The 19,124-nt window shown below is 58.5% G+C and carries 15 protein-coding genes; 4 read left to right on the forward strand and 11 right to left on the reverse strand.

What is annotated here, in order from left to right; all coding sequences use genetic code 11:
* Nucleotides 1-369: 369 nt before the first annotated feature.
* The 11 genes from AC3IP0_RS20790 to mtnA all read right to left on the reverse strand — a co-directional run bounded on the left by AC3IP0_RS20790 (nt 370) and on the right by mtnA (nt 15,200).
* Nucleotides 370-1,410: an LPS O-antigen chain length determinant protein WzzB gene (locus AC3IP0_RS20790; RefSeq protein ID WP_489325777.1), complete on the reverse strand. Its 1,041-nt coding sequence runs from the start codon at nt 1,408-1,410 to the stop codon at nt 370-372.
* Nucleotides 1,411-1,828: 418 nt separating this feature from the next.
* On the reverse strand, nt 1,829-2,143 hold the full coding sequence (gene ihfB / locus AC3IP0_RS20795; protein ID WP_322616235.1) for an integration host factor subunit beta: 315 nt from the start codon (nt 2,141-2,143) through the stop codon (nt 1,829-1,831).
* Between the two features lie 149 nt (nt 2,144-2,292).
* Entirely contained in the window at nt 2,293-2,574 is a 282-nt protein-coding gene (locus tag AC3IP0_RS20800) for a hypothetical protein (protein ID WP_489325779.1), read from the reverse strand.
* Nucleotides 2,575-2,784: 210 nt separating this feature from the next.
* Entirely contained in the window at nt 2,785-4,476 is a 1,692-nt protein-coding gene (gene rpsA, locus AC3IP0_RS20805) for a 30S ribosomal protein S1 (protein ID WP_007973639.1), read from the reverse strand.
* 120 nt (nt 4,477-4,596) lie between these two features.
* The gene (cmk, locus tag AC3IP0_RS20810) at nt 4,597-5,286 is read right to left on the reverse strand and encodes a (d)CMP kinase (RefSeq protein ID WP_007985391.1); all 690 of its coding nucleotides are present in this window, start codon (nt 5,284-5,286) and stop codon (nt 4,597-4,599) included.
* Nucleotides 5,283-7,490, reverse strand: coding sequence for a bifunctional prephenate dehydrogenase/3-phosphoshikimate 1-carboxyvinyltransferase (locus tag AC3IP0_RS20815; protein WP_489327824.1), 2,208 nt, complete (start codon nt 7,488-7,490; stop codon nt 5,283-5,285). Before AC3IP0_RS20815 ends, cmk begins: the two co-directional genes overlap by 4 nt.
* A gap of 28 nt (nt 7,491-7,518) precedes the next feature.
* Nucleotides 7,519-8,631 carry a histidinol-phosphate transaminase gene (gene hisC / locus AC3IP0_RS20820; protein ID WP_489316836.1) on the reverse strand — a complete coding sequence of 371 codons (1,113 nt, stop codon included), beginning with the start codon at nt 8,629-8,631 and terminating at the stop codon, nt 7,519-7,521.
* A gap of 13 nt (nt 8,632-8,644) precedes the next feature.
* Nucleotides 8,645-9,739, reverse strand: coding sequence for a prephenate dehydratase (pheA, locus tag AC3IP0_RS20825; RefSeq protein WP_102700283.1), 1,095 nt, complete (start codon nt 9,737-9,739; stop codon nt 8,645-8,647).
* The gene (gene serC, locus AC3IP0_RS20830; RefSeq protein WP_489316837.1) at nt 9,739-10,824 is read right to left on the reverse strand and encodes a 3-phosphoserine/phosphohydroxythreonine transaminase; all 1,086 of its coding nucleotides are present in this window, start codon (nt 10,822-10,824) and stop codon (nt 9,739-9,741) included. The genes pheA and serC overlap by 1 nt, the downstream gene beginning before the upstream one ends.
* Before the next feature lie 219 nt (nt 10,825-11,043).
* Nucleotides 11,044-13,698 (reverse strand): DNA gyrase subunit A, encoded by a 2,655-nt coding sequence (gene gyrA, locus AC3IP0_RS20835; protein WP_218427600.1) that lies wholly within the window; start codon nt 13,696-13,698, stop codon nt 11,044-11,046.
* 425 nt (nt 13,699-14,123) lie between these two features.
* Complete coding sequence (gene mtnA, locus AC3IP0_RS20840; protein ID WP_489316838.1) at nt 14,124-15,200, reverse strand: S-methyl-5-thioribose-1-phosphate isomerase; 1,077 nt, start codon at nt 15,198-15,200, stop codon at nt 14,124-14,126.
* A 108-nt stretch (nt 15,201-15,308) separates the two neighbouring features.
* On the opposite strand from mtnA, the gene AC3IP0_RS20845 reads away from it, so the two are divergent.
* The 4 genes from AC3IP0_RS20845 (at nt 15,309) to AC3IP0_RS20860 (ending at nt 18,928) form a co-directional block, all read left to right on the forward strand.
* Nucleotides 15,309-16,643, forward strand: coding sequence for a TRZ/ATZ family hydrolase (locus tag AC3IP0_RS20845; RefSeq protein WP_489325781.1), 1,335 nt, complete (start codon nt 15,309-15,311; stop codon nt 16,641-16,643).
* Nucleotides 16,644-16,701: 58 nt separating this feature from the next.
* Nucleotides 16,702-17,400 (forward strand): bifunctional 2-polyprenyl-6-hydroxyphenol methylase/3-demethylubiquinol 3-O-methyltransferase UbiG, encoded by a 699-nt coding sequence (gene ubiG / locus AC3IP0_RS20850; protein WP_033055822.1) that lies wholly within the window; start codon nt 16,702-16,704, stop codon nt 17,398-17,400.
* 4 nt (nt 17,401-17,404) lie between these two features.
* Nucleotides 17,405-18,076, forward strand: coding sequence for an N-acetylmuramic acid 6-phosphate phosphatase MupP (gene mupP / locus AC3IP0_RS20855; RefSeq protein ID WP_056727168.1), 672 nt, complete (start codon nt 17,405-17,407; stop codon nt 18,074-18,076).
* Between the two features lie 111 nt (nt 18,077-18,187).
* Complete coding sequence (locus tag AC3IP0_RS20860) at nt 18,188-18,928, forward strand: YciK family oxidoreductase (protein WP_489325783.1); 741 nt, start codon at nt 18,188-18,190, stop codon at nt 18,926-18,928.
* The last annotated feature ends 196 nt before the right edge of the window (nt 18,929-19,124 follow it).

The following is a 19,124-nucleotide window of genomic DNA, read 5'->3' on the forward strand; positions in this document are numbered from 1 at the left end:
CATAACAATTTCCAGAAAGTCAAGGAAGAGCTCGAACGCCACTCGGTTGCTCACACACTGAGAGCCATAGCTGCAAAGCCAGTCGCCGCAACACAACAGCCAATGCCTGATCGAGATTCGCCTATCACGACATTTGCACACATTCAACCATACACCTGAAAAATATGCGAAGCTTGGGAGAAGGAGTTCCCACTCGAGCAAATTCTTGTCAGAACTGACAGCAGAGAGATCATTGGCACCAATGTCCCAACAAAAATCCGATCTATTTCGACTAACCTGCTAAGGACCGTACCCTTAGCCCAAGAGTAGAAATACCCCTCCTTGGGCGATATGCCACCTATGCACATCAGACAAAGAACTGAATTTCAGCTATTCCGGCCTCACTGCAAAGAACCCACGAAGCAGCACGAAAGCAACACCTGTGATCAAGCCAGCAATAACCCCTAATACAAGGATCAGGGTCTTGTTTGGTTTCAATGGGTTGTCTGGCAACTCCACCGCCCCATCCTGCCGATAGACAGATACCAATGCCGCCTCTGTTTTCAGTCCTTTAAAGAAATAGTATCGGTCCTGGAGATCGCGCAAACGGTCCGTAAAAGGATCATCGGACTTGCGAGCCTGCAAACTCTCAATTTCCGCCTTTAGCGCTTTCGAGCCGCGCATGTACGTAAGCTGACCAGACTCCCCACCCGCAATAATTGATTGACTCACCGTGATCGCAGGCGGCTTCTCCAGACCGATTGATTCAGCAATCCGTAGCGCCTCACTCAATCTGGCAATCGAATCTTCTCGGGCCCTGCTGCTCTTCTCTCTGGCGGAGCTGATCTGCTGCTCCAAATTACGAGCCCGAACCTCAGACTCAATTGAAAGGTTCTTGATCATTTCCCTCTTGGCCAATTCACCAGCCTGAGCCGCATATTCAGTAACCCAGTCCTTGGCCTTCTGAGGATCGGCTATCTGCACGACAACCGAAAACCTGTCAGATGCCTCCCTAAGCGGCGGAACCACACGCAGCACCTGAGAAAACTTCGAATACAGGACATCTCGGGATTTTTTCCGCTCGTCCGAGGACAAACTCGGCAAATAAACCTTGCTAAAAAAATCCATGCGGAGCGACTCTGCCTGTAAATGTCGCGTGTAAATATCATAGACATCCTTAACGGTGTAAGGAACCAACTCTGACTCTCTCATTCGACCATAGTTAAAGTTGGATATATCATTCTGAGTCGGTGGCATCACAAAAGCCCTCGCCTCATAGACGGGAGTAGCAAGAAAAGCATAGCTCGCTGCGAGAACAGCACCTACAATAGTAAAGCCGATAACAACAAGTTTTTGCCGAAAAACAGCACGAACAAATCTCTGAAACTCAAAATCTTCCAGAGCATTATCTTTTTTTGAATCGACACGCATATAATGTTAGCCTTTTTTTTCACTTAAACGGTTACGTTAACTACATAAGCCAGACCACTTGAGAATCATCAACGTAAGTCCAAGTTGATAAAGAAAACTGTAACGCCCCCCTTTCTCAACCCACGCAAAATACCGTATTAAATCCTCGGACGAGCGAATTAAAAAACACCAAGCGAGTCTATGCTCAGACTATCGTCCGCGCCTCCTCACTCCCAAGAAATGAACTGCCATAATCCCCCCCCCAAAAATCATCCCCACCAAGAACGAAGCAACTCCGAACATCGAGATTTGTAACTGGGGCGAAGAAAAACCGAGGAAGGAAACGACCACAAGCTGCTGGTTTTCCAGTACGAAGAGAAGGCATGTAATTGATATTAACAAGACAAGCCCAGTGATCATGAATCGCTTGATGCGACTCTTATCTTGCCAACTCATCGCCACCTAAACCCTCCTCATCCTCATTCACCCGATCCCGCAGTTCTTTACCCGGCTTGAAATGCGGAACGAACTTGCCGTCGAGACTGACAGACTGGCCGGTTTTCGGATTACGGCCGACCCGTGGTGCGCGGTAGTGCAGAGAGAAACTGCCAAACCCCCGGATCTCGATACGATCCCCGGTAGCCAGACATTGGGACATTTGCTCAAGCATGGTCTTGATGGCCAGCTCCACATCCTTGGATGAGAGCAGCCCTTGATGGGTGACAATTCGTTCGATCAACTCCGACTTCGTCATATTTTTCCCTTCTTTTTCAAGCAGCTAGGTCAGCGCTTCAAAGGTTTTAGCACGCCCGCATGATTTTGAACAGCCTGAGTTTTTCCATCCGTCCCAGCCCCCCAAGATGCTTGATTCCTGGAACAGGAAGACTCTGGACTATCACTGTATCATCGGCAAATCACCAACATGGTGCGCGTCAGGAAACCCGCCGGATTGAACCCAAAAAGCTCCCCCTCCTCCTCTTCCTTGAGATCATCAGACCTTGCCACAACCTTGTAGCCCACCCCCTTGCATTCCCTGGCCGCACGCTTGTAACACTTCTCCCATTTCGAACCGAGCCCCGAACAATCGATCTCAATACCGCTAACCCCACGCACTACGTGAGTTTTGGCGTTGGTGGTACAACCCGCCAATGCCAGCACTGCTACTGCGACAATGAGCTTGTTCATTCACATCCCTTTGCCAGAAAGCCTACCGAGCGATCATTAGCCTCAGGCTAAAGACTAGCTGCAAATAAGCGCTTGATCCGACTAAACAATCAGACCTCCATTCGACGTTTTTGGTTCACGAACCAAGCAACTACATCCGCACGTAATTCACCAAACGCCAGGCACAAAAAAGGGCGACCGAAGTCGCCCTTTTTTACAGAAAGTCAGAACTTAGTTCTGTTTTTCCATTTGTGCACGCAGCAGGTCACCCAGAGTGGTGGCCACAGGAGCATCAGTAGCTACTGGCTTGTCGCGCAGGCTCTGGATTGCTTCTTTCTCGTCTTCAACGTCTTTCGACTTGATCGAGAGCTGAATTACACGGCTCTTGCGGTCAACGCTGATGATCTTGGCTTCTACTTCTTCGCCTTCTTTCAGAACGTTGCGCGCGTCTTCAACGCGGTCACGGCTGATTTCGGAGGCTTTCAGAGTCGCTTCGATATCGTCGGCCAGAGTGATGATGGCGCCTTTAGCGTCAACTTCCTTCACGATGCCTTTAACGATGGCGCCTTTGTCGTTCTCTTGAACGTACTCGGAGAACGGATCGCTTTCCAGTTGCTTGATACCCAGGGAGATGCGCTCGCGCTCTGGGTCAACCGACAGGATAACGGTGTCCAGCTCGTCGCCCTTCTTGAAGCGGCGAACGGCTTCTTCGCCCACTTCGTTCCAGGAGATGTCGGACAGGTGAACCAGACCGTCGATGCCGCCGTCCAGACCAATGAAGATACCGAAATCGGTGATCGACTTGATGGTGCCGGAGATTTTATCGCCCTTGTTGAACTGGCCAGAGAAATCTTCCCATGGGTTAGATTTGCACTGCTTGATGCCCAGGGAGATACGACGACGCTCTTCGTCGATGTCCAGAACCATGACTTCCACTTCGTCGCCGACTTGTACGACTTTCGAAGGGTGGATGTTCTTGTTGGTCCAGTCCATTTCGGAAACGTGTACCAGACCTTCAACGCCTTCTTCCAGCTCAGCGAAGCAGCCGTAGTCGGTCAGGTTGGTTACACGCGCGGTAACGCGAGTGCTTTCCGGGTAACGAGCTTTGATAGCAACCCATGGATCTTCGCCCAGTTGCTTCAGGCCCAGGGAAACACGATTGCGCTCGCGATCGTACTTCAGAACCTTGACATCGATCTCATCGCCAACGTTGACGATTTCGGAAGGATGCTTGATACGCTTCCAAGCCATGTCGGTAATGTGCAGCAGGCCATCGACGCCACCCAGATCGACGAATGCGCCGTAATCGGTGAGGTTCTTGACGATACCTTTGACTTGTTGGCCTTCCTGCAGGGATTCCAGCAGAGCTTCGCGCTCGGCGGAGTTCTCGGCTTCCAGGACGCTACGACGGGAAACGACAACGTTGTTGCGCTTCTGGTCCAGCTTGATGACCTTGAATTCCAGCTCTTTGCCTTCCAGGTGCGTGGTGTCGCGCACTGGACGGACGTCAACCAGAGAACCTGGCAGGAACGCACGGATGCCGTTAACGTCGACAGTGAAGCCGCCTTTAACCTTACCGTTGATAACGCCCTTGACCACTTCTTCGGCTGCGAAGGCTGCTTCCAGAACAATCCAGCATTCAGCGCGCTTGGCTTTTTCACGGGACAGCTTGGTTTCACCAAAGCCGTCTTCAACCGAGTCCAGAGCAACGTGAACTTCGTCACCGACGTTGATGTTCAGTTCGCCAGCGTCGTTGTAGAACTGCTCAAGCGGGATGAGTGCTTCAGACTTCAGGCCAGCGTGAACGGTTACCCAGCGAGCCTGGTAATCGATATCAACGATAACACCGGTGATGATGGAGCCTGCCTGAAGGTTCAGGGTTTTTAGGCTTTCTTCAAAGAGTTCCGCAAAGCTTTCGCTCATTTTAATTCCTGTCGATGAGGGCGAAGAATACGCCCATCTCCACACCCCAGACGGTGTGGGTTAGTTTCATTTAAAAGAAGCCACCGCAGGACTATGACTGGTCCCCTGCGGCCTTCTTGGTCACCCGGCGATATCGCGAATGGCGATCTCGCTCATGATGCGTTCCAGCACCTGGTCGATGGATAATTCCGTGGAATCCAGCTGTATGGCGTCAGCCGCCGGTTTGAGCGGGGCTACCGCTCGCTGGGTGTCACGCTCATCGCGCGCACGTATCTCATCTAGCAGACTCGACAGACTAACACCCTCGACCTTGCCCTTCAACTGCAAATATCGACGGCGTGCCCGTTCCTCGGCGCTGGCGGTCAGAAAAATCTTCAGCGGCGCGTCAGGGAAAACCACTGTACCCATGTCGCGCCCATCCGCCACAAGACCCGGCGCCTCCTGAAAAGCCCGCTGGCGCTGCAGCAGCGCCTCGCGTACAGCGGGCAGCGCAGCCACTTGGGAAGCGCCGGAACCGACGCTTTCGGTGCGAATGACATCGCTGACTTCATCACCTTCCAGAATGATGCGTTGCAACTGACCGTCCGTCGCCGCGATGAACTGCACATCCAGATGAGCGGCGAGTTTCTTCAGCAGCTCTTCATTGGTCAGGTCGACACCGTGGTTATGCGCAGCGAACGCCAGCAGTCGGTACAACGCACCGGAGTCCAGCAGGTTCCAGCCCAGGCGCTTGGCCAGAATCCCGGCTACCGTGCCCTTGCCCGAACCGCTTGGCCCATCAATGGTGATGACCGGTGCAATGTTGATCACGACTGTGCCTCTTGTGCCACGCGAATACCGACCTGTGCGCACAGCGCCAGGAAATTCGGGAACGACGTCGCGACGTTGGCGCAATCATGAATGCGAACCGGCGCACTGGCGCGCAGCGAAGCAACGCTGAACGCCATGGCAATACGGTGATCACCATGACCGTGCACTTCACCGCCGCCGATCTGGCCGCCGTCGATGATGATGCCATCCGGGGTTGGCTCGCACTTGACACCCAGCGCCAGCAAACCATCGGCCATGACCTGGATGCGATCCGACTCCTTGACCCGCAGCTCTTCGGCGCCACGCAACACGGTGCGCCCTTCGGCACAGGCGGCAGCGACGAACAGCACCGGGAACTCGTCGATCGCCAGCGGGACCAGCGCCTCGGGAATCTCGATACCCTTGAGTTTAGCTGCACGTACGCGCAAGTCTGCTACAGGCTCGCCACCCACTTCACGCTGGTTTTCCAGGGTGATGTCGGCGCCCATCAGGCGCAGGATGTCGATCACACCGGTACGGGTCGGGTTGATGCCGACGTGTTCCAGCACCAGTTCCGAACCTTCGGCGATCGATGCCGCCACCAGGAAGAACGCCGAGGACGAGATATCACCCGGCACTTCAATGTGGGTCGCGGTCAGCTTGTTGCCGGACTCGACCGATGCGGTCGCGCCGTTGACCGTTACCGGGTAGCCGAAGCCTCGCAGCATGCGCTCGGTATGGTCACGGGTCGGAGCAGGCTCGGTAACCGTGGTCTTGCCTTCGGCATACAGACCGGCCAGCAGCAGGCAGGACTTAACCTGGGCACTGGCCATTGGCATGGTGTAGGTCAGGCCCTTGAGCTTGTTGCCACCGCGAATGGTCATCGGCGGACGACCTTCGGCGGCGGTTTCGATCACCGCGCCCATTTCACGCAGCGGATTGGCCACGCGATTCATCGGGCGCTTGGACAGCGAAGCGTCGCCGGTCAAGGTGCTGTCGAAGTTCTGCGCAGCCAACAGGCCGGACAGCAGGCGCATCGAAGTACCGGAGTTGCCCAGGTAGATCGGGCCCGGCGCCGGCTTCAGACCATGCAGGCCAACACCGTGAATGGTCACGCGACCATGGTGCGGACCTTCGATCACGACACCCATGTCACGGAAAGCCTGCAAGGTCGCCAGGGCATCTTCGCCCTCGAGGAAGCCTTCGACTTCGGTGACGCCTTCGGCCAGGGAGCCAAGCATGATCGAACGGTGGGAAATCGATTTGTCACCCGGTACGCGAATCCGACCGGACAGGCGGCCACCAGGTTGAGCCAGGAAAATCAGATCGTTGGAATTCATAGCGTCCACATAGGCCCTGCGGGCCAGGATTTTACTGAAATGCTCGCGGGCAACCCGGGCGCGAGTGAAAACGCCCAACAATTGGTGCCCATCCCCTGCATCGACCGCGTCGCGCAAGGCGTCGAGATCGCTGCGAAATGTATCGAGTGTGCGCAGGACAGCTTCGCGGTTGGCGAGGAAGATGTCGTGCCACATGACCGGGTCGCTTCCGGCGATTCTTGTGAAATCGCGGAAACCGCCCGCAGCGTAACGGAAGATCTCAAGATTTTCATTGCGCTTGGCCAAGGAATCGACCAAGCCGAACGCCAGCAAGTGCGGCAGATGGCTGGTCGCGGCCAGCACTTCGTCGTGACGCTCGACCTGCATGTGCTCGACATCGGCGCCCAGTTCGCGCCACAAACGGTCGACTACCGCCAGGGCAGCAGGATCGGTCTGATCCAGCGGCGTCAGGATCACTTTGTGGCGACGGAACAGCTCGGCGTTGGAGGCTTCCACCCCGCTTTGCTCGGAACCGGCAATCGGGTGCCCCGGCACGAAGCATGACGGCATCTTGCCAAATGCTTCGGTGGCAGCACGCACCACATTGCCTTTGGCACTGCCGACATCGGTCAGGATCGCCTGCCCCAGATCCATGCCCGCCAGACGCGCGAGCACTTTCTCCATGGCCAGGATCGGCACCGCCAGCTGGATGACGTCGGCGCCCTGACAAGCAACGCCCAGGTCTTCCTCGCAGCGATCCACCACACCCAGCTCGACCGCGAGCTTACGCGATTGTGGATCGAGATCGACCCCGACCACTTCGCGGCACAGACCGCTTTCACGCAAACCCTTGGCAAACGAACCGCCGATCAACCCGAGACCGACCACCACCAGGCGACCGATCATAGGTTCAGCAGATTGCAGCGCAGTGACATCAACCACGAGCCAGAACCTTGGTCAGCGCTTCAAGGAAGCGGCTGTTCTCTGCCGGCAGGCCAATGGTGATGCGCAGGTGGTTCGGCATGCCGTAGTTGGCCACCGGACGCACGATCACGCCTTCACGCAGCAAGCCCTGGAACACCGGGGCCGCGACCTGACCGAGATCGACGCAGATGAAATTGCCTTTGGACGGAATCCAGCTCAGCCCCAGCTCACGGAAACCAGCTTCCAGTTGCTGCATGCCGGACTCGTTCAACTGACGGCTTTGCGCCAGATACTCTTCGTCCTTCAACGCTGCACAGGCTGCGGCCAGAGCCAGGCTGTTGACGTTGAACGGCTGGCGTACACGGTTCAGCACGTCTGCGACCACCGCCGTGGACAAGCCGTAACCCACGCGCAGCGCTGCCAGGCCATAAGCCTTGGAGAAGGTGCGGGAAACCAGCAGGTTCGGATAAGCCGCCAGGAAGTCCAGGCCATCCGGCAAATCGCTGCCTTCGGCGTATTCGATGTAAGCCTCGTCCAGCACGACCAGCACATGCTCCGGCACATCCTGCAGGAATTCGTCCAGCGCCTCGGCGTCGAACCAGGTCCCGGTCGGGTTGTTCGGGTTGGCGATGAACACCACGCGGGTGTTGGCATCGATTGCCGCCAACATGGCGGGCAGGTCGTGCCCCCAATCCTTGGCCGGAACTACCTTGGCCTGTGCGCCGACCGCCTGGGTGGCAATCGGGTAGACCGCGAACGCATGCTCGCTGAACACGGCATTCAGGCCCGGCGCCAGATAGGCACGCGCAACCAGCTCCAGGATGTCGTTGGAACCGTTGCCCAGCGTGACCTGATCGAGCTCGACGCGGCACTGCTCAGCCAGCAGGCTCTTGAGGGAAAAACCGTTGCCGTCCGGATAACGGGTCAGCTCGACCAGCGCATCGCGGATCGCCGCCAGCGCCTTGGGACCGGCGCCCAACGGATTTTCGTTGCTTGCCAGCTTGACGATGCTGGCTGGATCAAGGTCCAGCTCACGCGCCAGTTCGTCCACGGGTTTGCCCGGAACGTAAGGCGAAAGTTGTTGCACGCCCGGCTGTGCCAGAGCGAGGAAATTGCCACTCATTTGCTACCGCCCCTTAGAGAACTGCTTTCGGGTAGGAACCCAGCACCTTGAGTGCCACTGCTTCCTGACTGATCTTTTCCAGCACACCTTTGACCAGCGGGTCGCGGTGGTGGCCGACGAAGTCGATGAAGAACACGTAGGTCCATTTACCGCTGCGCGACGGACGAGTCTCGATTCGCGTCAGGTCGATGCCATTGTCGTGGAACGGCACCAGCAGCTCGTGAAGCGCACCAGGCTTGTTGCTCATCGAAACGATGATCGAGGTCTTGTCGTCGCCGGTCGGCGGCACTTCCTGGTTGCCGATCATGAGGAAGCGCGTGGAGTTATCCGGACGGTCCTCGATTTTTTCGGCCAGACGGGTCAAGCCGTACAGGCCGGCCGCCATGTCGCCGGCAATTGCCGCCGAGTTCCACTCACCCTTGACCCGCTTGGCCGCTTCGGCGTTGCTGGACACCGCCACGCGCTCGACATTCGGGTAATGGGCGTCCAGCCACTTGCGGCACTGAGCCAGGGACTGGGCGTGGGAGTAGATGCGGCTGATGCTGTCGGTCTTGGTGTTTTCACCGACCAACAGGTGATGGTGGATACGCAACTCGACTTCGCCGCAGATCACCATGTCATGTTCGAGGAAGCTGTCGAGGGTGTGGTTGACCGCACCTTCGGTGGAGTTTTCCACCGGCACCACGCCAAAATTCACCGCCCCCGCCGCCACTTCACGGAACACTTCGTCGATCGCCGCCATCGGCTTGCTGATCACCGCGTGGCCGAAGTGCTTCATGGCCGCTGCCTGGGTGAAGGTGCCTTCAGGGCCGAGGTAAGCCACTTTCAGCGGCTGCTCGAGCGCCAGGCACGAAGACATGATTTCACGGAACAACCGCGCCATCTCTTCGTTGCCCAGCGGCCCCTGGTTACGCTGCATGACACGCTTGAGCACCTGAGCTTCGCGCTCAGGACGATAGAACACCGGCACTTCGCCTTCGGCCAGCGAGGCCATCTTTACTCGCGCGACTTCCTGGGCGCAGCGCGCACGCTCACTGATCAGCTCCAGGACCTTTTCGTCCAGGGCATCAATGCGCAGGCGCAGTGCCTTGAGTTCTTGCTCAGACATTAGCCGTGTTCCTTCTCGAACTCTGCCATGTACGAAATCAGCGCATTGACGGCGTTGATGTCGACGGCGTTATAGATGGAGGCGCGCATGCCGCCCACGGAACGGTGGCCCTTGAGGTTCAACAGGCCACGCTCGTCGGCACCGGCCAGGAACGGCTTGTCCAGACGATCATCAGCCAGGCGGAACGGCACGTTCATCCAAGAGCGGTCCGACTTGTTGATCGGGTTGCTGTACAGGCCGCTGGCATCGATGAAGCTGTACAGCGTGCGCTGCTTGACTTCATTGAGCTTACCGATGGCCTCGACGCCGCCCTGCTCTTTCAGCCACTCGAACACCAGGCCGGACAGGTACCAGGCCAGGGTCGGCGGGGTGTTGTACATCGAACCGTTATCGGCCGCGACCTTATAGTTGAGCATAGTCGGGCACAGGGAGCGGGCCTTGCCCAGCAAGTCTTCGCGAACGATGTTGACCACGATACCGCTCGGGCCGATGTTTTTCTGCGCGCCGGCGTAGATCATGCCGAAACGCGAAACATCCACCGGGCGCGACAGGATGTCCGAGGACATGTCGGCGACCAGCGGGATATCACCGGTCTCGGGAATCCATTGGAATTCCAGGCCGCCGATGGTTTCGTTCGGCGCGTAGTGGACGTAGGCCGCGTCTTTCGACAGCTTCCATTCGTTCTGGCCCGGGATGGCGAAATAGTCGTAAGGCTTGGCGGTGCCGGCAACGTTGACATGGCCGTAGCGCGACGCTTCTTCGATGGCTTTCTGCGACCAGATACCGGTGTCGATATAGTCGGCAGAGCCGTTTTCCGGCAACAGGTTCAGAGGAATCTGAGCGAATTGCTGGCTGGCGCCACCTTGCAGAAACAGCACTTTATAGTTCGAGGGGATATTCAGCAGATCACGCAGATCCTGCTCGGCCTTGGTGGCGATGGACACGAACTCATCGCTGCGATGGCTCATTTCCATGACCGACAGACCCTTGCCGTGCCAGTCGAGGAGTTCACCCTGGGCGCGCTGCAGGACAGCTTCGGGAAGCGCCGCAGGACCGGCACAGAAGTTATAGGCTCTCTTGCTCACATCCAATCTCGCTCTGATTTGGTGGTATCACGCAGTAAATCTGTAGGAGCTGTCGAGCAGAGCGAGGCTGCGATCTTTTAATGCCAAGTGATAGCAAGAGCCAGATCAAGAGATCGCAGCCTCGCTTCGCTCGACAGCTCCTACATTAAAATCAATTCCACAGTTCCTTGAGGACAAACAACAAGGGGGCGAATTTTCATCCGCCCCCTGCTTACCCGCTTATTCCTGTGGTTCTTCGTCAGCGGCGGCGTCGAGTTGCTGGTCTTCGGCAACGTCGTCGATCACGACTTCCCCGACAAACCCTTCACCCTCTTCACCTTCGAGCTCTTCACCCTCGACTTCCGACGGCTCCTGAACCCGCTCCAGCCCGACCAGTGTTTCGTCGTTGGCCAGCTTGATCAGGGTCACGCCCTGAGTGTTACGACCCAGGCTGGACACTTCGTCGACACGGGTACGCACCAGGGTGCCCTGGTCGGAAATCAGCATGATCTCCTCGCCGTCGAGCACCTGGACCGCACCGACCAGACGGCCGTTACGCTCGTTGCTGACCATGGCGATAACGCCCTGACCGCCACGCTTGTACTCAGGGAACTCGGTGATCGCCGTGCGCTTGCCGTAGCCACGCGCCGAAGCGGTGAGGATCTGGCTGCCTTCTTCCGGGATCAGCATGGAAATCAGCTTCTGGCCTTCCGGCAGACGCATGCCGCGGACGCCGCGAGCGGTACGGCCCATGGCGCGAACGTCGGTTTCCTTGAAGCGAGTGACCTTGCCGCCGTCGGAGAACAGCATGACTTCGCGCTCGCCATCGGTAATGGCGGCAGAAATCAGTACGTCACCTTCATCCAGCTCCAGCGCGATCAGGCCGACGCTGCGTTGACGGCTGAAGGATTCCAGCGGGGTCTTCTTCACGGTGCCTTTGGCAGTAGCCATGAAGATGAAGTGACCTTCGGTGTATTCCTCGACCGGCAGCATGGTGGTGATGTATTCATCACTGTCCAGCGGCAGCAGGTTGACCAGCGGACGACCACGGGCAGCGCGGGACGCTTCCGGGATTTCGTAGGTTTTCAGCCAGTACACCTTGCCCTTGCTGGAGAACAGCAGCAGCGTGGTGTGGCTGTTGGCAACCAACAGGTGAGCGATGTAGTCCTCATCCTTGACGCCGGTGGCCGACTTGCCTTTGCCGCCACGACGCTGGGCCTGGTACGCAGCCAGCGGCTGGGTCTTGGCGTAGCCACCGTGGGAAATGGTCACGACGCGTTCTTCTTCCGGGATCATGTCACCCAGGGTCAGGTCGAGACGGGCATCGAGGATTTCGGTACGACGCACGTCGCCGTATTCGGCACGGATCACTTCCAGCTCTTCGCGGATCACTTCCATCAGGCGCGTGGCGCTGTTGAGGATGCGGATCAGCTCGCCGATCTGGTTGAGGATCTCTTGATACTCGGCCAGCAGTTTTTCGTGTTCCAGACCGGTCAGGCGGTGCAGACGCAGTTCCAGAATGGCTTGCGCCTGTTCTGGCGACAGGAAGTACTTGCCGTCGCGCAGACCGTATTGCGGATCGAGGTTTTCCGGACGGCACGAATCGGCGCCGGCACGTTCAACCATCGCCACCACGGCCGAGGATTCCCAAGGCGTGCTGATCAGCGCTTCCTTGGCTTCCGACGGCGTTGGCGACGCCTTGATCAGGGCGATGACCGGGTCGATGTTCGACAGGGCAACCGCTTGACCTTCAAGGATGTGACCACGCTCGCGCGCCTTGCGCAGTTCGAACACGGTACGGCGGGTAACGACTTCGCGACGGTGACGGACGAAGGCTTCCAGCAGGTCCTTGAGGTTCAGGATCCGCGGACGGCCGTCGATCAGCGCGACGATGTTGATACCGAACACCGCTTGCAGCTGGGTCTGGGCGTAGAGGTTGTTGAGGATGACCTCAGGCACTTCACCGCGACGCAGCTCGATCACGACGCGCATACCGTCCTTGTCGGACTCGTCGCGCAGTTCGGTGATGCCTTCAAGCTTCTTCTCTTTAACCAGCTCGGCGATCTTCTCGATCAGACGCGCCTTGTTCAGCTGGTAAGGGAGTTCGGTGATGACGATCTGCTGACGGCCACCGACCTTGTCGATGTCTTCGATCATCGAGCGGGCACGCATGTAAATGCGGCCGCGACCGGTGCGGTAGGCTTCGATGATGCCGGCGCGACCGTTGATGATCGCGGCGGTCGGGAAGTCCGGACCGGGGATGTATTGCATCAGCTCGTCGACAGTCAGCTCGGGATTGTCGATGAGCGCCAGGCAACCGTCGATGACTTCACCGAGGTTGTGCGGCGGAATGTTGGTCGCCATGCCCACGGCGATACCGCTGGAGCCGTTGACCAACAGGTTGGGAATACGGGTCGGCATGACCGCCGGGATCATTTCGGTGCCGTCGTAGTTCGGCACCCAGTCCACGGTTTCTTTATGCAGGTCAGCCAGCAGCTCGTGCGCCAGTTTGGTCATGCGCACTTCGGTGTATCGCATGGCCGCAGCGTTGTCGCCGTCCACCGAACCGAAGTTGCCCTGGCCGTCTACCAGCAGGTAGCGCAGGGAGAATGGCTGCGCCATCCGAACGATGGTGTCGTACACCGCGGTATCACCGTGCGGGTGATACTTACCGATCACGTCACCGACAACACGGGCAGATTTCTTGTACGGCTTGTTGAAGTCGTTGCCCAGCTCGCTCATCGCGAACAGCACGCGCCGGTGCACGGGCTTCAAGCCATCGCGCGCATCCGGCAGTGCCCGCCCGACAATTACGCTCATCGCGTAGTCGAGGTAGGACTGCTTCAGCTCGTCTTCGATATTGACCGGGAGGATTTCTTTGGCCAGTTCGCCCATGAGAAGCCTGATTCCTTTTTCTGGTGAAACTTCGTCACATCCATATGGGACCAACGAAGCTCGCCGATACAGGCTGAGTGCCATGCACCGACTTACGACAAATCAACGAGTTATGCCATGGATCTGCGCAGTACGGGTCGCCCCTTCGGGCAACCCTGGAAACCGCCGGATGTTATCACAAGAGCCGCCACGCACCTATCCCCCAGATGCGCATGGAGAGTAGTTAGTTGACCGGTGACAGGCTTGAAGGGGACGAGAGGGGCTTAGAGCTGTGTTGAATGGAGAATTTGTGGCTGATTCGGGCTGATTCATCAGGTTTGACGGCCCCATCGCGAGCAAGCTCGCTCCCACAGGTTTTGTGCGTACCGCAATCACTGTGGGAGCAGGCTTGCCCGCGATAGCGTTTGAATAGACGCCAAAGATAATTAATGCAGACGCTTACGGCACATCAACTGCGCCATTTTCGCCGTATCCGGGCGCTCGACAATGCCTTTTTCGGTGACGATCGCATCGATCAGGTCCGCCGGCGTCACGTCAAACACCGGGTTAAAGGCATGGACATCAGCGCCAACGCGCTTGCCGCCGACCTCCAGCAACTCGCGACCATCACGCTCTTCAATCGGGATCTCATCGCCACTGGCCAGGTTCATGTCGATGGTCGAACTCGGCGCCACCACCATGAAGCGCACGCCGTGGTGCATGGCGTTGACCGCCAGTTGGTAGGTGCCGATCTTGTTGGCCACGTCGCCATTGGCGGTGATCCGGTCAGCGCCGACGATGACCCAGGTAGGGCCTTTGGTCTTCATGATATGCGCCGCGGCGGAATCGACATTGAGGGTCACGGGAATGCCTTCATTGGCCAGTTCCCACGCGGTCAGCCGCGAGCCCTGCAGCCATGGGCGGGTTTCGTCGACATAGACCTGCTCGACCATGCCCTCGATGAAAGCGCCACGAATCACCCCCAGCGCCGTGCCAAAGCCGCCCGTGGCCAGCGCGCCGGTGTTGCAGTGGGTCAGGATCGCCTGGGCGTTGCCCTGATGCTTGCGGATCAGGTCGACACCCAGTTGCGCCATGGTCAGGTTGGCTTCGCGATCACTTTCGTGAATGGCAATGGCTTCGGCCTCCAGCACCGCCAGCGGATCGGCATTGCCTTTCAGGCGATCAAGCCGGTCGTGCATGCGGCCCAGCGCCCAGAACAGGTTGACGGCGGTAGGACGGGAATCGGCCAACAGCATGAAATCCTCTTCCAGTGCAGCGTACCAGTCACCACCTTCGGCAATACGGGCACGGGCAGCCAGTACGATGCCATAAGCCGCACTGATACCAATCGCCGGAGCACCGCGCACCACCATCGAGCGAATGGCCTCGGCCACACCCGCTGCACTGGTGTAGGCAATCCAGGTTTCCTCGAACGGCAAAATACGCTGATCCAGCAGATGGAGAGCGCCATCACGCCAATCGATGGCCTTTACCTTTTCCGCAGCCAACAGTCGATCGCGCATCCCTCACCCCGCACTCATGAACAAAAGCCGCCGATTATAGCGATCCCCCCGCGAAGACGCTCGGGTATACTTCGCCATCCTATACAAAAGCACTGGAACCGACCTTCGATGCCGAACACTGCCGCTGCGCTCGACCTGTTATTGCTGCCGACCTGGCTGGTACCCGTCGAACCCGCTGGTGTTGTCCTCAAGGAACATGGCGTGGGCATCCGTGATGGACGCATCGTGTTTATCGGCCCACGTTCCGCCGCACTGAAGCTTAACGCAACCGAAACCCGCGAATTGCCCGACATGCTGCTCAGCCCCGGCCTGATCAATGCCCACGGGCACGCGGCGATGACGCTGTTCCGTGGCCTGGCCGATGACCTGCCATTGATGACCTGGCTGGAAAACCACATCTGGCCCGCCGAAGCCAAGTGGGTCGACGAGGACTTCGTGCGCGACGGCACGGACCTGGCCATCGCCGAGCAAATCAAAGGCGGCATCACCTGTTTCTCTGACATGTACTTCTTCCCGAAGGTTGCCAGCGAGCGCGTACACAACAGCGGCATTCGCGCGCAGATCGCGATTCCGATCCTCGATTTCCCCATTCCGGGCGCCGCTACAGCGGACGAAGCCATTCGTCAGGGCGTCGAATTGTTTGGCGATCTCAAGCACCACGAACGCATCAAAGTCACCTTCGGCCCCCATGCACCCTACACCGTAGGCGACGAAAACCTGGAAAAAATCCGGGTGATCGCCGAAGAACTGGACGCTTCGATCCACATGCATGTGCATGAAACGGCGTTTGAAGTGCAGCAATCGGTCGAGCAGCGCGGTGAACGACCGCTGGCCCGACTGGCGCGGCTGGGCTTGCTGGGGCCACGCTTCCAGGCGGTTCACATGACCCAGGTCAGCGAAGAAGACCTGGCGCTGCTGGTAGAAAGCAACAGCAATGTGATTCATTGCCCGGAGTCGAACCTGAAGCTGGCCAGTGGGTTCTGCCCGGTCGAGCGTTTGTGGCAGGCCGGGGTCAATGTTGCGGTCGGCACCGACGGCGCGGCCAGCAACAATGACCTGGACCTGCTCGGCGAAACCCGCACCGCGGCCCTGCTGGCCAAGGCTGTCGCTGGCTCGGCCACCGCGCTGGATGCCCATCGTGCCTTGCGCATGGCCACCCTAAACGGTGCCCGGGCGCTGGGTATCGAGGCCGAAGTCGGCTCATTGGAAATCGGCAAGGCGGCGGACATGGTGGCTTTCGATCTCTCCGGCCTGGCCCAGCAACCGGTCTACGACCCGGTTTCGCAGCTTATATACGCCACCGGCCGGGACTGCGTGAAACACCTTTGGGTTGCCGGCAAGCAGCTGCTCGACGACCGTCGCCTGACACGCCTGGATGAACAACAGCTAAGTACTGTCGCGAAGGCCTGGGGCCAGCGCATCAGCGGCCGCACCGAATCGTAAGCACCCTGGAGCACAATCCGGGGCAACAGGATTTTTCAAGTTTTAGAGGACTTAAACCATGAGCAACGTCGACTACGCCGAAATCGCCAAATTCGAGGCCCTGGCCCATCGCTGGTGGGACCGCGAAAGCGAATTCAAACCGCTGCACGACATCAACCCGCTGCGGGTCAACTGGATTGACGAGCGCGTCAACCTGGCCGGCAAGAAGGTCCTCGACGTCGGTTGCGGCGGCGGCATCCTCAGCGAAGCCATGGCTCAGCGCGGCGCGACCGTGATGGGCATCGACATGGGCGAAGCGCCGTTGGCGGTCGCGCAGTTGCATCAACTGGAGTCGGGCGTGAGCGTCGAATACCGGCAGATCACCGCCGAAGCCCTGGCCGAGGAAATGCCCGAGCAGTTCGACGTGGTCACCTGCCTGGAAATGCTTGAGCACGTGCCGGACCCGTCATCGGTCATCCGTGCCTGCTTCCGTATGGTCAAGCCCGGCGGCCAGGTGTTCTTCTCGACCATCAACCGCAACCCGAAGGCGTACCTGTTCGCCATCGTCGGCGCCGAATACATCATGAAGTTGCTGCCGCGCGGCACCCACGACTTCAAGAAATTCATCCGCCCTTCCGAACTTGGCGCCTGGAGCCGCATGGCCGGCCTGACCGTCAAGGACATCATCGGCCTGACCTACAACCCGCTGACCAAGCACTACAAACTGGCCTCCGACGTGGACGTCAACTACATGATCCAGACCCTGCGCGAGGAGTAAGGCGATGCCAATCAGAGCAGTTCTTTTCGACATGGACGGCACCCTGCTCGACACCGCGCCGGACTTCATTGCGATCTGCCAGGCGATGCGTGCCGACCGTGGCTTGCCACCGATGAACGACAAGCACATTCGCGACGAGATTTCCGGCGGCGCCAAGGCGATGGTCGCAGTGACCTTCGCCATGGACCCGGAATCGCCGGGGTTCGAGGAACTGCGCCTGGAGTTCCTGGAACGCTACCTCGTGGGTTGTGCCGTCCACAGCAAGCTGTTCGACGGCATGGGCGAACTGCTGGCGGACATCGAGAAGGCCAACCTGATCTGGGGCGTGGTCACCAACAAGCCGCTGCGCTTCGCCGAGCCGATCATGCAACAGCTGGGGCTGGCTGAACGCTCGGCGCTGCTGATCTGCCCGGATCATGTGAAGAACAGCAAACCGGACCCGGAACCACTGATCCTGGCCTGCAAGATGCTCGACCTGGACCCGGCCAGCGTGCTGTTCGTCGGCGATGACCTGCGCGACATCGAGTCGGGCCGCGATGCCGGCACCAAGACTGCCGCGGTGACCTTCGGCTATATCCACCCGGATGATAATCCGCGGCATTGGGGTGCGGACGTGGTGGTCGATCATCCGCTGGAGTTGCGCAAGGTGCTTGATAGCGCGCTTTGCAGTTGCTGATTAAAGTCAACAGATCGCAGCCTGCGGCAGCTCCTACAGGGGACCGCGATCGACGTAGGAGCTGCCGCAGGCTGCGATCTTTTCCAGCTTTGTAATGGATTGAGGTTTTTTATGTTTGATTATTCCGCCCGCCCCGAACTGCTCAAGGATCGGGTCGTTCTGGTCACCGGCGCAGGACGCGGCATCGGCGCCGCAGCGGCAAAAACCTACGCGGCACACGGCGCAACCGTGCTGCTGCTGGGCAAGACCGAAGCCAACCTGACCCAGGTCTACGACGAAATCGAAGCCGCCGGCCATCCACAACCGGCAGTCATCCCCTTCAACCTCGAAACCGCCCTGCCCCATCAATACGATGAGCTGGCAGCGATGATCGAAAGCGAATTCGGGCATCTCGACGGCCTGCTGCACAATGCCTCGATCATCGGCCCGCGTACGCCGATCGAGCAGCTTTCCGGCGAAAACTTCATGCGGGTCATGCAAGTCAACGTCAATGCCATGTTCATGCTCACCAGCACACTGCTGCCGCTGCTCAAGCTGTCGCAGGATGCCTCGGTGGTGTTCACTTCCAGCAGCGTCGGTCGCAAGGGACGTGCGTACTGGGGCGCTTACGGCGTCTCCAAGTTCGCCACTGAAGGCCTGATGCAAACCCTGGCTGACGAAGTCGATACCGTGGCCCCGGTACGTTCCAACAGCATCAACCCGGGTGCCACCCGCACCAGCATGCGCGCCCAGGCTTACCCGGGTGAAAACCCACTGAACAACCCGACGCCCGAAGAGATCATGCCGGTCTACCTCTACCTGATGGGCCCGGACAGCACTGGTATCAATGGCCAGGCGTTCAACGCCCAGTAACGACCGTACGTCGCTTTCTGGTGCCGCGCCAGCTTCCTGTCGCGGCACTCGAAGGCTCTCGGATTCGAACCAGGCATCTGTCAAACAAACGTCACTCCCTGCACTACACAGGTAGCAGATGAACATCAACCGTTTGATTTAATACAGTTTTTATTCGGATGAACCGAATGGCACGACTTTCGCTCTAAGTTTGCTC

Source organism: Pseudomonas sp. GL_103 (assembly GCF_057835175.1).